The sequence below is a fragment of the Bradyrhizobium ottawaense genome (assembly GCF_002278135.3).
In the GTDB taxonomy this organism is placed as follows: domain Bacteria; phylum Pseudomonadota; class Alphaproteobacteria; order Rhizobiales; family Xanthobacteraceae; genus Bradyrhizobium; species Bradyrhizobium ottawaense.
On record NZ_CP029425.2, the window covers coordinates 5,228,005 to 5,241,737 of the forward strand.

Here is a 13,733-nt window from a genome sequence, read left to right on the forward strand (position 1 = left end):
TCACACCCTCCAGAACGGACAGGCGCAGGGCGCGGCCAGAAGCTGTTCGCGCTCGGCATCGAGGTGGATCATGCTGATCGACAGCCCCGCCATCTCCATCGAGGTCACGTAATGCCCGACCAGCGGGCGCACGATGGTCAGACCCTCCTTCTTCAGGAGCGCCGCGACGCGGCGATAGACGATGAACAATTCCTCCAGCGGCGTCGCGCCGAGGCTGTTGACCAGCACGGACACGCGTTCCGACTTGTGAGCCACGGGATCGGCGAGCAGGCGCCGCACCATTTCGTCGGCGACCTCGTCCGCCGGCCGCAGCTTGTCGCGCCAGATGCCGGGCTCGCCATGGATGCCCATGCCCATCTCGATCTCGTCCGCGCCAAGCTCGAAGGTCGGCTTGGCCGCACCCGGGATCTGGCAGGGCGAGAGCGCCACCCCGATGGTGCGGCAGGCGTCGACGGCAGCCTGCGCGGTGGCTGTCACGTCCGCGAGACCCGCGCCGGTGTCGGCCTTCGCGCCTGCGATCTTGTAGGCATAGATGATGCCCGCGACGCCGCGGCGCTTGGCGTTGTCCTGCGGTGCTGCCGAGGCGATGTCGTCGGTGCCGCGCACGGTCGTGGTCTCGATGCCATCCATCTCGACCATCTCGCCGGCGAGATCGAAATTCATGCGGTCGCCGCCATAATTGCCGTAGAGCCGCAGCACGCCAGCGCCGCCATCGGCGGCGCGGATTGCCTGGATGCAGGAATCGACCGAAGGCCCCGCGAACACGTCGCCGATGGCGCAAGTGTCGAGCAGGCCGTCGCCGACATAACCGGTGAACAGCGGCAGATGGCCGGAGCCGCCGCCGGAGACGATGCCGACCTTGCCCTTTTTCGCAACCCCGGCGCGGCGGACGACGCGTCCCTCCTGCACCAGCGACGGATGGGCGGCAATGAGGCCCGCGAGCATCTCGTCGACGAAGGCGTCGGGTGAATTCATCAGTTTCTTCATTGCACAACTCCCGTGACTGAAATCGGCACGCAGATAGCGTGCCTGCCCGCGACATCGTTTGCGATCATGAGCATCGAATTCGATCCGGCTATTCGGCGGCCTCGCCATGGCCGAGATAGGCGCCCATCAGGCGGGGATCGCGCGCAACCTCGGCGGCGCTGCCCTCGGCGACGATGCGGCCCGAGCTCAGCACGTAGCCGCGATGCGCGACCGACAGCGCCATGCGCGCGTTCTGCTCCACAAGCAGGATCGCCGTTCCCTGCCGGTTGACCTCGACGAGCTTGCTGAAGACCTGCTCGACCAGCAACGGCGCCAGGCCCAGCGACGGTTCGTCGAGCAGCAACAGCCGTGGGCGGCTCATCAGCGCGCGCGCGATCGCCAGCATCTGCTGCTCGCCGCCGGAGAGCGAGAAGGCGAGCGAGGCTGACAGGCGCTTCAGGTTGGGGAAGAGCTCGATCATGTCCTCGATCTGCCGCGTCAGTTCAGCATGCGGCCGGCCATAGGCGCCGATCTTGAGATTCTCGATCACGGTCAGGCCACCGAACAGGCGGCGGCGTTCGGGCACGAGCGCGAGGCCCATGCCGACGAGGCGTTCGGTCGGCTCCTTCGTCAATTCGTGGCCAGCCAAACGCACCGAGCCGGACGCCTGCGCAAGACGTGCGATCGCCTTCAACGTCGAGGACTTGCCGGCGCCGTTGTTGCCGAGCAGCGCCACGAACTCGCCGGTGCCGACATTGAGCGAGACCTTCCGCACGGCCTCGATGTCGCCGTAGCGGACGGTGAGATCGGCGACTTCGAGCAGCGGCGCGCCGGTGCCCTCGGCCGCGCGGCCGACTTGCGTATGAAGCTCCGCTTCGCGGTCGGTGCGGCCGAGATAGGCCTCGATGACGGCCTCGTTGCTCTGGATCTCCGCCGGCGAACCCTCGGCGAGCACCTTGCCGAAATTGAGCACGGTGATGCGGTCGGCGAGCGTCATCACCACCTCCATCTCGTGCTCGATCAGGAGGATCGTCATCCCTCGCGCGTGCATCTGGCGGATCACTTCGATCAGCCGCGCGGTCTCGGCGTGGTTGAGGCCGCCATGCGGCTCGTCGAGCAGCACCAGGCGCGGCTCGAGCGCCAGCGCCTTGGCGATTTCGAGCAGGCGCCGCTGGCCCTGCGGCAACGATGCGGCATTGGTATCGGCCACGTCGGCCAGTCCTACGAACTGGATGATCTCCTCGACCCGCCGCGCATTGTCCTGGTCGAAACGCCAGGGATGCGCCCGCCCGTGCCGCGCCGCGAGCACGTTCTGACGCACGGTCATCGAGGCGAACAGGCGGGTGTTTTGGAACGTGCGCGCGAGCCCCATTGCCGCGAGTTGATGAAGCGGCTTCGACGTCACCGCCGCGCCGGCGAAGCGGACCTCGCCTTCTGTCGGCGTATAGATGCCGCTGATGATGTTGAACAGCGTGGTCTTGCCGGAACCGTTGGGCCCGATCACCGCATGGATCGATCCTTGCGCGACCGAGAGCGAGACGCCTTCGAGCGCGGTCAGGCCGCCGAAGCGTTTGGTGACGCCGGAGAGTTCAAGCAGCGCGTTCATGTTGCGTCACATCCGATCGTGCAAAGGGTTTCTCGCGGCGGCGCAGGCTGCGGACGGCGGAAAGGACCATCCCCGACAGACCTGCGGGGAAGAAGGTGATGACGAGAATCACCATCACGCCGAACACGGCGAAGTAATATTCCTGCATGAAGCGCAGGAGCTCCGGTACGAAAGTGTAGAGGATCGCGCCCAGCACGGCCCCAAGCGGGCTGCCGAGACCACCCACGACCGCCATGGCGAGATAGGAAAAGGTCGACTGCCAGGAGAAGACGTCGGGGCTGATATAGCCGCGCAGCAGCACGTAGCAGATGCCGGCGAGCCCGCCATAGGCCGCCGAGATCACGAACAGCATGATCTTCAGCCGCGAGATGTCGACGCCGACGGCTTGTGCCGCAAGCGGATCGTCGCGCAGCGCGCGGATGCGCAGGCCGAGCGGACCGTTGGCGATCCAGACTTGGAGCAGATAGGCGATCGCGACCACGGCGAGCAGCACCCACAGCATCTTGTCGTTTTCGCCGGCAAGCCCGATGCCGGGGATCGCGGTGATGCCGTTGGCGCCATTGGTGAGACCTTCCCAGTTCACCAGCAGGCGTTCGACGATCAGCGCGAAGGCGAGCGTGCACAGCGCGAGATAATGGCCCTTGAGGCGAAGGGTCGGCCAGCCCAGCGCCATACCGACCGCGGCAGAGAGCGCGATCGCGCCGACCGCGGCGACCGGCACCGGCATGCCGGCAGCCTGGAGCAGCGTGAAGGCGTAGGCTCCGATGCCGAAAAACGCGCATTGCGCCAGCGACATCTGGCCACCGAAGCCAAGGATGAAATTGAGCCCGAGCACCAGCAGAATGTTGATCAGGGTGACGTCGGCGACCTGGAGATAATAGACCGACAGAAACCGCGGCAGCAGCAGCCCGCAGAGGATCGCGGTTGCGATCACCAGGGTCGCGAGCGTGCGCATCGTCAATGAGTTTTCTTCAGCGGACATCAGGGACGCTCCAGCTCGAGTTCGCCAAAGATGCCCTGCGGACGGAACATCAGGACCGCGATCAGCACGCCGAACGCGATGACGTCGATATATTCCGACGATATGTAGAAGGATCCGGCCGACTCGATCACGCCGAAGGCAAGGCCGCCGACCAGCGCGCCGGGGATCGAGCCGAAACCGCCGAGAATGGTCGCGGCGAAGGCGCGCAGCGACAGGTTGACGCCCATGTCCGACGAGACATAGGAGAGCGGCGCGATCAGCCAGCCTGCGAGCGCCGCAAGCATCGTCGCATAGGCGAAGATGAAGGCGATGATGCGCGCGGTGGGGATGCCCATCAGGCGTGCGGCTTCAGCGTCCTGCGCGGTGGCGCGCATCGCGCGCCCGAGTGCGGTGTGCTGGAACAGCATATGCTGGATCGCCATCATGGCCGCCAGCGCCGCCAGGATGACGAGATATTGCGCGTAGATCGTCGAACCGAACAAATGCACCGAGGTCGTGCCGAGGGGGCCTGCGAAATTGAGCGGCTGCGGTCCCCAGATGATCACGGCGATGTTCTGCAGCGCCATGGACAGGCCGAGCGTCGCCACGATCGCCGACAATTGCGGCGCATTGCGCAAGGGGTGATAGATGCCCCAGGCAAGCCCGGCGCCGAAGAAGCCGAGGATCACAAGCATGGTCACGAGGTTCAGCCACAGCGGCATGCCGAGCCGGTTGGCAAGCCAGCCGACCGAGACGAAGGCACCTAACATCACGAGGTCGCCTTGGGCAAAATTGACCAGGGAGACCGCGTTCCAGATCAGCGTGTAGCCGAGCGCGACCAGCGAATAGGCGGCGCCGACCGCCAATCCCACCAGCACGATTTGAATGAACGTCTGCAACATCGCATGATCCCATCGCGGTCGTCGGCCGCCGGACGTCCGGCGGCGCGACAGCCGCATTAGCTGGTGATGACCTTGACGATCTCCGGCTTGCCGCCGGCGACCTTGGTGATGATGCCGGAATGGGTCATGTCGCCGTTATCGGTCCAGCCGTAACGGGTTACGATTCCCTGGAAGTCGCGGATTCCGGTGAGCGCCTGCTGGATCGCTTCGCCCGAGACGGTCTCGGCGCGCTCCATCGCCGCGATGATCAGCTTGGCCGCGTCGTGATAGACCGTGGCGTAGAGCTCCGGCTCGTCGCCGGGATAGGTCGCCGCATAGAGCTTCTTCCAGGCCTGTACGCGCTCGTCGGGATTGTCCTTGACGAATTCTCCGATCGCCATGCAGCCGTCAGCGCCTTCGCCAGCGAGGCCGAGGAAGATCGGCTGCGAGAACGCGGTGTTGCCGGCGATGCCGAATTTCACGCCGAGCGTTTTGCTCTGCTTGGCGATCAGGCCGGCCGGCTGATCGTCGGTCCAGACGATGACGCCGTCGACATTGGCCTGCTGGAAGGCGAGGATCTGCGACGTGAAATCCTTGGTCGCATCGGTATGCGCCTGCACCAGCACCGGCTCGACATTGCGTTTGGTCAAGGACGCCTTGACCACGGCAATGCCGGATTGGCCAAACGCCGTGTTGACGTAGCCGAGCCCGATCTTCTTCCATTGCAGTTCTTCGGTGACGTATTTGACCAGGAGATCCGCACCGATCGCATCGTTGAGACGCACGCGAAACACCCAGGGACTGCCCTGCTGGGTGACGACCGGACCGGTCGCGCCGGTCAGGGCCGGGATCTTGTATTTCCCGAGCAAAGGAATGTTCGGCAGAATCCCGGGCGTGTAGTGCGGGCCGACCAGCGCCACGACCTCGTCTTGCGTCGCGAGCTTGGTGACGGCATTTGCCGCAGCAGTCGGATTCGGACCCAGATCGTCGGCGATCCGCACATCGATCATGCGGCCCTTGATGCCACCCTTGTCGTTGACCTGCTTCACCGCAATGGCAACGCCGTTCTTCATCCATTGGCCGTTCTGGGCGAACTGGCCCGTCATCGGCCCGGAGATACCGATGCGGATGGGATCGGCTGCGTGGGCGCGGCCTAGGATGGCCGGCGTTGCGAGCGGCGCAAGCGCAAGCGCCTTGATCAGACTGCGTCGAGAGACGTGCACCATGGATGTCCTCCGATATTTTAGTGAGCTCCCGCCTCGATCGGGCGGTCGTTTTCGAAGACGGGACGCGGGCTTAGGCGCCTGTACGAACCGGGCGGAGGCCGAAAGTGCAGGCGGCTGACAGCAGCGCCATCGCGGCCATATAGCCGGCAACCCACGAGGGCGAGCCGTATGCGGCGAGCAGCGCAGTCGCGATCAGCGGAGACAAGCCACCACCAAGGATCGGACCGAGCTGCTGCACCAGCGATAAGCCGCTGTAGCGGATTCGCGCTGGGAACAGCTCAGAGAAATAGGCGCCTTGCGCGCCATAGACCGAGCCATGGCCGAGCGCGAGACCGAGCGCAATCGCGAGCCAGATCATGCCGGTGTGTCCGGTGTTCAGCATCTGGAAGAACACGAGCGCTAGTGCGACCTGGAACAGCATGCCGCCGACATAGACCGTGCGGCGGCCGATCTGGTCCGACAGCGCGCCGAAGAAGGGCAGCGTCAGGCATTCCAGCGCGCAGCCGACCAGAACCCCATTGAGGATGGTCTGGCTGGGCAGGCCGAGCTTGGTCTTGCAATAGGTGATCACGAACACGGCGTAGATGTTGAACAGCCCGCTCTCGGCGATCTTGGCGCCGATGCCGAACAGGATGTTGCCCGTATGATTGCGCACGGCTTCGACCACCGGAACGCTGGCGGCGCCCTCCTCGTTCAGCACGCGCTTGAACGCCGGCGTCTCGGAGATGCGGAAGCGGATGAAGATGCCGATGCCGACGAGAACGATCGAGAACAGGAACGGAATCCGCCAGCCCCAGGCCAGGAAATCGCCCTCGCTCATCGAGGTCGACAGCAGTCCGAGCAGCGCGATCGGGATCAGGAAGCCCGCGGGCACGCCGACATGGACCAGCGAAGAGAAGAAGCCGCGGCGATCGGCCGGCGCATGCTCGACGGTCATCGTCATGCCGCCGCCGTACTCACCGCCGATGCCGATGCCCTGAAGCAGACGCAGTCCGATCAGGCAGATCGGCGCGAGCACGCCGACCTGCTCATAGGTCGGCATAAAGCCGATCAGGAACGTGCCCAAACCCATGATCAGGATGGTGAGGAGCAGCGCGGTCTTGCGACCGACGCGATCGCCGAAATGGCCGAACAGCACGCCGCCGAGCGGCCGTGCGCAATAGCCGACGAAGAAAGTTGCAAACGCAAGCAGCGAGCCGACCAGCGGATCGGTGCTCGGGAAAAAGATCTTGTTGAACACGAGCGCGGTCGCGGTCGCGTAGAGGGTGAAGTCGTAATACTCGATCATGTTGCCGATAGCGCTCGCCACCGCAACCTTGCGGATATCGCTCGACTCTCGCGCCGTGATCGCGGCGGAGGATTGCTGATCCGCAACCCCGCCGGACCCGATCGACCCAACCATTTCGCTCATGACGTTACCTCCGGCTGCGGCAGGGAAACACCCCCGCTCGGACTTTTGTCCGTATTTCGGACATCATGAGCAATGACTCATCCCACATGTCAAGAGGATTTTTCGGCCGGGGTCGCGATCTATTCTAACTCTAAGAGCTAAAATTCTACCGCATAGCTGCCCATGCTTGACGCCTTGCGATCATTTATCGTATTCACTTGTCCGCATTACGAACAATCAAAAGGAGGATAACGTGCCAGCAAAGATCACCGGAATCATTCCGCCGCTCACCACACCGTTCGACCAGAACGGCGACATCGACGAGAAAGCATTTCGCCGCCAGGTGAAGTTCCTGCTCGAGAAGGGCGTGCATGGTGTCTGCGTCGGTGGCAGCACCGGCGAGGGTCACACGCTGACCGCCGAAGAATTCCGCCGCCTGATCGAGGCATGCGCGGAAGAGCTGAACGGCAAGGTGCCGCTCGTCGCCGGCATCATCGCCAACTCGACCCGCGAAGCCATTGCGCGTGCCCGCGCCATCGAGCACGTCAACGTCGCCGCACTGCAGATCACGCCAGTGCACTATCTCTTCAAGCCGGACGAGGACGCGACCGTCGGCCACTTCAAGACGCTGTCGGAAGGGGTCAAGCAGCCGGTCATCATCTATAACGTCGTGCCCTGGAACTATCTGAGCCCCGCGCTGCTCCTGCGCATCATGAACGAGCTGCCGGGCGTGATCGGCGTTAAGCAGAGCGCCGGCGACCTCAAACTGATGGCCGATTTGCTGCTAGACGTGCCCGCGGGCAAGGTGGTGCTGACCGCGGTCGACGCGCTGCTCTATCCGTCCTTTGCGCTCGGCGCGCACGGCACGATCGCGGCCAATCCGGCTGCCGTCCCCGGCGCCTGCGTCGCGCTGTGGAATGCCGTCCAGCGTGGCGACCACACCACCGCGCTCGAGATTCACAAGCGCCTGCTGCGGTTCTGGAACACGATCGTCGGTGACAATCTGCCGGCCTGCGTGAAGCACGCGCTCACCCTCCAGGGTTCGCCGGGCGGTCTGCCGCGGCAGCCGATGCCGGCGCCGACCAACCGGCAGAAGGAATCCATCGCGGCAGCGCTTAAGCCGCTGATGGAGCTCGATGGCGGTGTGAGGCTGGCCGCGGCCGAGTGAGCATTCAACAACGGGCGCGGCCGCATTGCCGCCGCGCCCGATTCCGTCTAAGCCGGGGCTGGATCGCGGCTTGCGCTTCGCAAGGTCGCGTCGCCCGGAAGGTCCTGACATGACGAGCGCCGACGGCGGTCGACAAAGCGTGAAGTCGCTCTTCAAGATGCTGGAAGTGCTCGAGGCCTTCTCCTCGAGCGACCCGGAGCTGAGCGTCGTCGAGATCGCGCGGCGCACCAGCCTGCCCCGCACCACCGTCCATCGCATCGTCGACAGCCTGCGCAGCGTCGGGTTCCTGGAACAAGACGCCAGCCGCGACCGCTACCGGCTCGGGCTCAAACTGTTCGAGCTCGGCGGCAACGCGCTGATGAACCTGCCGCTCTATCGGGAGGCGCCGCCCTTCGTCGACACACTCGCCAAGCTCAGCGGCGAGGACGTGCATCTGTGCATCTTCGACGGCGCGCAGATGGTCTTCGTCAACCGCCGCAACCAGGTGGCACGGCCGCACAACACCGTCATCACGATGGAGGCCTCGCCCTGCCATTCGACCGGGGTCGGCAAGGCGGCGCTCGCCTTCCAGGGCGAGGCCGTGATCGAGCGTGTGATCCGCGCCGGCCTCGCCCGCTTCACACCGAACACGATCGTCGAGCCGAAGCGGCTCAAGGCCGAGCTCGCGGCGATCAGGGCGCGCGGCTATTCGATCGACGATTGCGAGCATGAGCCGGAGCTGCGCTGCGTCGGCGCGCCGATCCGCAACAGTGCCGGCAGAGTCTTCGCTGCAATCAGCGCAAGCGGGCCAAGCCGGCGCGTCACGCCCGAACGTGTGCCCGAGCTGGCGCGGGCCGTGATGACGCATGCAGAGCTTCTCTCGATACGTCTTGGCTATGAGCCAAGTTCGCAAAAGCCGGGGGCAGGTTTTTCAGGCAAACACGCCGGCTTAGATGATGAGGCGAGGCACCCGAGCTCAGAAACAAAGACGCCTGCCGAATGGACTATCAAGTCATAGCTGGGTGCCTTACTTCCATGACGGTACCCGCCTGTGAGATTCCCCGCCACGAGATGAGCCAGCCGGGCGACATCGCCGGCCTGGTGGAAACCGCACTCATGCTGTCGAACAATGCGTCGGTCTCCGAAATGCTCGTGCATTGCCAGTACGAGCCGATGCTGTAAGGCCCGGCCGAAAGTGATACTTCACGGCAGAGACTTGCACTGACGGCGACCCAAAAACTGCGACAAGCTGCGCTGCGCCTTCGTTCGACTTTCGCCATCTAAACGCAGCGGATGCGCGGAGCTGTCGTGGGCCACCTCGCCCAGCCCCACGTAGTTGAAGCCTGCTCGTATGTTCGCAGATCGGATGCACCCCCACTTCCGGGACCTGCCTAGATTGGCCGAGGCAGGATTTTTCTTGATCTCCCGGTGCACACGTCATGCACACGCCGCCTTCTAACTAACTCATAAACTTGAACTCTCGCTCCAATCCATCATGGGCCAATTTGAGCTAACGTAAGGAAGCGTCGTCGGAGGAAGTCAAATAAACGCACGCGTTTGAGCGGCGGGAGAAAACGGCAAATTCGTTCAGTTCGGGGAGGCACAGCCACCGATACCGACATTCGCTGTATATCAATATTTGAGATGGGATTGGCACAAGCGGATGCCATCTCTAGTCCGTACGTCATAATCCACAACGGTCGATCGGCCTCTGTTCTCGATGTTCGACACGACCCAGCGGAACGTCGCGCGGATTGCTTGATGATCTCAGCATGGCGGCCGTGTCAAATCTGCCGCTCCGCGTGGCAACGGCTCGAAACAGGTTAGCGGATCTCGTTCACGTAGTGATGATGCGCAGTCGTGGCGCGGTGCTCGCTCAAGATCGCAAGCGCACCGGCCTGATCGTACGCTTCCTCGCGGATCACTAGCACGGCGTTCGGCGAAGCCAGCGCCAGGAGACGCCGGTCCTCCTTGTCGGCGAGCTCTGCCATGAGCTTCTCGCGTATCGCCGCGATGCGAATGCCATAGGTGTCGAGCAGATGGAGGTAGAGCAGCGCCGGCGCGCTCGCCGCCTTGCGCGGGAACTCAGGCACGCGGCGCGCGACGAGCCGTATTCGCGAATGCATCACCGGCACGCGGCCGACACGTCGGACGCGGTGAAGACAGAGCAGCGGCTCACCAACGACTTCCGCGAAGAGGATGGCCTCCTCTGCATCAGCCGGCCGCAGCGTCACGGACAGGACTTCGGGCACGGAACGCTGGAGGCCGCCGTCTTCGCCATGAAGTCGGAAATACTGGAAGAAAAAGCGCAGACTATGTTGCGGCGCGCGGCCGGTCACGACCGTCCCGGTCTTACGCCGACGCACCAGCATGCCGTCGGCCGTCAGGTCCGCGAGCGCCCGGCGGATGGTGCCGACCGCAACTCCGTATCGCGCGGCAAGCGCAACTTCACCGGGAAGCACCGTGCCCGGAGCCAGCTCGCCGACCAGGATCGCCTCGGCGATCTGCCGCTTGACGTGCTCGTACAGCGGAACCGGTAGGCTGGATAGACTCGCCGCTGCTTTTGCCTGTTTACCGGTCACGCCTGCCTCATTCTTCGGAATTGACAGCAATCGGCTTTGCCTATTTCTTTATAGAATATAGAAATGAGCTGCCGCAAATGGTTTCTCCATCGAAAGGCCCTGCACAGGCCGGCCCGGCGCTTGCCGACGGTTTCGCCGAGATTGAGCGCACGGTCGAACGTGCGATCGACGATCTTGTGCGGATGGTGGCGATCGACACGACTTTCCCGCCCGGCGCAGGATACGAAGCGTTTGCCGGATTAATGGAGAGCACCGTTGCAACGCTCGGCCTGGACTACCAACGCGTCGATGTCCCCGAACATTTGTGGCGTGTGGCGGGCGGCCCGGCGCAAGGGCGCCGAACCAATCTCATCGCGCGCCGCCGCTCGGACAAACCGGTGCTTGGGCTGTATTTTCATGTCGACACCGTACCGGCAGCGCCCGGGTGGACCACCAATCCATTCGAGTTGACGCGCGACGACGATCGCCTGATCGGCCTCGGCGCCGCCGACATGAAAGGCACCATCGCGGCCGTGCTGCTCGCACTGCGCGCCGCCGGCACGATCGGCCTTCCACTCAGCTACGACCCGATGCTGCTGCTTTGCACCGACGAAGAAGCAGGACTCTATCCCGGCGTGCGTTATCTGGCGGAGCAGGGTTTACTCGAAGGCCATATTCTGAACTTCAACGGTACTCCGGCGCCGCGCATCTGGGCCGGCTGCTTTGGTCTCTTCACCCTGCTGGTGCGCGTGCGCGGCAAGACGGTTCACGCCAGCGAAGCCAGAGCCGCCGGCTCAAACGCCAACGCGATCGAGGCCGCACTGCCGATCCTCAATGCGCTCGCAGCATTGAAACCAGACATCGCCGCGCGAACGTCCGCCCTGCCCGCGCCGCCGCACGCGACGCATCCGCTCGCCGCCCAGCTTGATATTTCCGCAGCCCATGGCGGCCAATGCGGCGGCCAGACTCCATCGCTCTTTGAAATTCTCGTCTGTCGGCGTTATGCGCCGGAAGAAGACTTTCAGGCCGCGCGTGCCACAATCGAGAACGCCATCTTTGCGGCGGCCCCCGGGGCCGACGTCGATGTCGTTCTCACCGGCCACCTCATGCCGACATCAGATCCGACTGGCCCGCACTGGCCGCGCTGGCAGGAGGCGCTGTCGGCCGGGTTCGGATACGCACCGGACGATTTCGCCAAATGGGGTGCGACGGGCTGCTCTGATTTCGGCTGGGTACAACGGACCGGAATGCAAGAGATCCTGCTGACCGGCCTCGGCCGGCCGGAAAGCCGCATTCACGCGCCCGGCGAATTTACCACGCGCGCCGACATCGTCGCGCTGGCGAAATCGGTCCTTGCCTATCTGTCAGCCGAATTCCGTTCCGATCTGTCTCCCGAAACACTCGCCGCTCGCTAGCTCAAGGAGCACGCATCTATGCTGTCCCTCACTCGCCGTCTCTTTCTTGCAGGAACCGCGATCAGCCTCGCCGGTCTGCCCAAGATCGCTCTCGCCGAAGCCCCAAAGCGCGGCGGCGTGCTCCGGATGTCTGTCGACCAGGCCGCATCTGTCATCCATCCGATGCTGGCGCGCGTGAACCCGGAGTATCTCGTCACCGAACTGCTCTACTCCAACCTCACCCGGCTGAAGCCGGACATGACCGTCGAGCCGGATCTCGCGATGTCCTGGGAACCCAACGCGACGCTGACCGAGTGGACCTTCAAGCTGCGCCCGGGTGTGACGTTTCATGACGGTTCGCCGCTGACCGCCGACGATGTCGTCGCCACCATCAATGCCATCCTCGATCCGAGGACCGCTTCGCCAGGCCGCACCAATGTCGGTCCTATCAAGGAGGTCGCCGCGGTCGATCCGCTGACCGTCAAGTTCACGCTTACAGGCGCCTATGCCGACCTGCCAGTGGCACTCACCTATCTCAACGCGCGCATCGTTCCGGCCAAGGTCATCGCCGGCGACCTCGCGAGCCTTTCGACGACCGCGAACGGCACCGGCCCATTCAAGCTGGCGTCGTACGAGCCCGACCGCCGGATCGTCGTCGAACGCAACCCCGCTTATTATGATCCGGCGCGGCCCTACCTCGACCGGATCGAGCTGCTGGTCTATCCGGACCGCACCGCCGAAGCGTCCGCAATGATCTCCGGTGAAATCGATCTGTTGCTCACGACCACGCCGGGCGACTATGAGCGCCTCGCCAAGGCCGGTGGCGTCAAGGCGCTGCGCACCCCATCCGGCCAGTTCCTGAACATCAACCTCGGATGCGACCAGAAGCCGTTCAACGATTTGCGCGTCCGCCAGGCCCTGGCCTTGGTAGTGGATCGCGAGGCAACCGTGGGCTTCGTCGCCGGCGGCTACGGCACGCCGGGCAACGACACGCCGTTGAGCTCCGCCTACCACTTCTACAAGAACATTCCGCTGAAGAAGCCCGACATCGCCAAGGCGAAGCAGCTACTGGCCGACGCGGGCTATCCCAACGGCCTCGATTTGACGCTGGTCGCGTCCGACAGGCCGTCAACCCGCACGCAGCTCGGCGTCGCCGTCCGCGAGATGGCGGCCGCGGCAGGCTTCCGCATCAACGTGCAGACCATGCCGCATGCCACCTATCTCGACCAGGTCTGGAAGAAAGGCAATTTCTACGTCGGCTTCTACAACATGCAGCCGACCGCCGACGCCGTCTTCAAGCTGCTCTACACATCCGATGCGGCCTGGAACGAGACCCACTGGAACAACGCGGATTTCGACGCGGTCATCAATGCAGCCCGCGTCGAGACCGATGAAGCGAAGCGCACGGCACTCTACGCCAAGGCTCAGGACATGATGAACACCGAGGTCCCCTCGGTGATTTCGGCATTCTTCGACCTGCTCGCGGCACAACGGTCCTACGTCGAAGGATACGCTCTCCATCCACGCGGCTCGGTGTTCCGCCTCGACATGGTCTCGCTCGGCGCCGGCGCGCCGAAGCGCGCCTGACGCCGGAGACGCCT

General features: G+C 64.2%; 12 protein-coding genes. 5 read left to right on the plus strand and 7 right to left on the minus strand.

Features of this window, described 5'->3' with window-relative positions; genetic code table 11:
• The 6 genes from CIT37_RS25180 to CIT37_RS25205 all read right to left on the minus strand — a co-directional run bounded on the left by CIT37_RS25180 (window position 1) and on the right by CIT37_RS25205 (window position 7,051).
• Window positions 1-987 (minus strand): dihydroxyacetone kinase subunit DhaK, encoded by a 987-nt coding sequence (locus tag CIT37_RS25180; protein WP_095425781.1) that lies wholly within the window; start codon window positions 985-987, stop codon window positions 1-3.
• 88 nt (window positions 988-1,075) lie between these two features.
• Window positions 1,076-2,572 (minus strand): ATP-binding cassette domain-containing protein, encoded by a 1,497-nt coding sequence (locus CIT37_RS25185; protein WP_095425780.1) that lies wholly within the window; start codon window positions 2,570-2,572, stop codon window positions 1,076-1,078.
• Window positions 2,556-3,554 (minus strand): branched-chain amino acid ABC transporter permease, encoded by a 999-nt coding sequence (locus tag CIT37_RS25190; protein ID WP_095425779.1) that lies wholly within the window; start codon window positions 3,552-3,554, stop codon window positions 2,556-2,558. Before CIT37_RS25190 ends, CIT37_RS25185 begins: the two co-directional genes overlap by 17 nt.
• Window positions 3,554-4,435: a branched-chain amino acid ABC transporter permease gene (locus CIT37_RS25195; protein WP_161966476.1), complete on the minus strand. Its 882-nt coding sequence runs from the start codon at window positions 4,433-4,435 to the stop codon at window positions 3,554-3,556. Before CIT37_RS25195 ends, CIT37_RS25190 begins: the two co-directional genes overlap by 1 nt.
• A 56-nt stretch (window positions 4,436-4,491) precedes the next feature.
• The gene (locus CIT37_RS25200; protein ID WP_095425777.1) at window positions 4,492-5,640 is read right to left on the minus strand and encodes an ABC transporter substrate-binding protein; all 1,149 of its coding nucleotides are present in this window, start codon (window positions 5,638-5,640) and stop codon (window positions 4,492-4,494) included.
• Between the two features lie 70 nt (window positions 5,641-5,710).
• Window positions 5,711-7,051, minus strand: a complete 1,341-nt coding sequence (locus CIT37_RS25205) for an MFS transporter (RefSeq protein ID WP_244611275.1) — start codon at window positions 7,049-7,051, stop codon at window positions 5,711-5,713.
• A gap of 232 nt (window positions 7,052-7,283) precedes the next feature.
• On the opposite strand from CIT37_RS25205, the gene CIT37_RS25210 reads away from it, so the two are divergent.
• The 3 genes from CIT37_RS25210 (at window position 7,284) to CIT37_RS25220 (ending at window position 9,359) form a co-directional block, all read left to right on the plus strand.
• Entirely contained in the window at window positions 7,284-8,198 is a 915-nt protein-coding gene (locus CIT37_RS25210; RefSeq protein WP_095425776.1) for a dihydrodipicolinate synthase family protein, read from the plus strand.
• A gap of 109 nt (window positions 8,199-8,307) precedes the next feature.
• Window positions 8,308-9,195: an IclR family transcriptional regulator gene (locus CIT37_RS25215; RefSeq protein WP_095425775.1), complete on the plus strand. Its 888-nt coding sequence runs from the start codon at window positions 8,308-8,310 to the stop codon at window positions 9,193-9,195.
• A gap of 17 nt (window positions 9,196-9,212) precedes the next feature.
• Window positions 9,213-9,359 (plus strand): hypothetical protein, encoded by a 147-nt coding sequence (locus tag CIT37_RS25220; protein WP_174719463.1) that lies wholly within the window; start codon window positions 9,213-9,215, stop codon window positions 9,357-9,359.
• Window positions 9,360-10,000: 641 nt separating this feature from the next.
• Here the strand turns inward: CIT37_RS25220 and CIT37_RS25225 are convergent.
• On the minus strand, window positions 10,001-10,759 hold the full coding sequence (locus CIT37_RS25225) for a GntR family transcriptional regulator (RefSeq protein ID WP_095425940.1): 759 nt from the start codon (window positions 10,757-10,759) through the stop codon (window positions 10,001-10,003).
• Between the two features lie 77 nt (window positions 10,760-10,836).
• On the opposite strand from CIT37_RS25225, the gene CIT37_RS25230 reads away from it, so the two are divergent.
• Both CIT37_RS25230 and CIT37_RS25235 read left to right on the plus strand, forming a co-directional pair.
• Window positions 10,837-12,153, plus strand: coding sequence for a M20 family metallopeptidase (locus CIT37_RS25230; protein ID WP_095425774.1), 1,317 nt, complete (start codon window positions 10,837-10,839; stop codon window positions 12,151-12,153).
• Between the two features lie 18 nt (window positions 12,154-12,171).
• A complete protein-coding gene (locus tag CIT37_RS25235; protein ID WP_095425773.1) occupies window positions 12,172-13,719 on the plus strand; it encodes an ABC transporter substrate-binding protein in 1,548 nt (515 codons plus the stop codon).
• Window positions 13,720-13,733 lie beyond the last annotated feature (14 nt).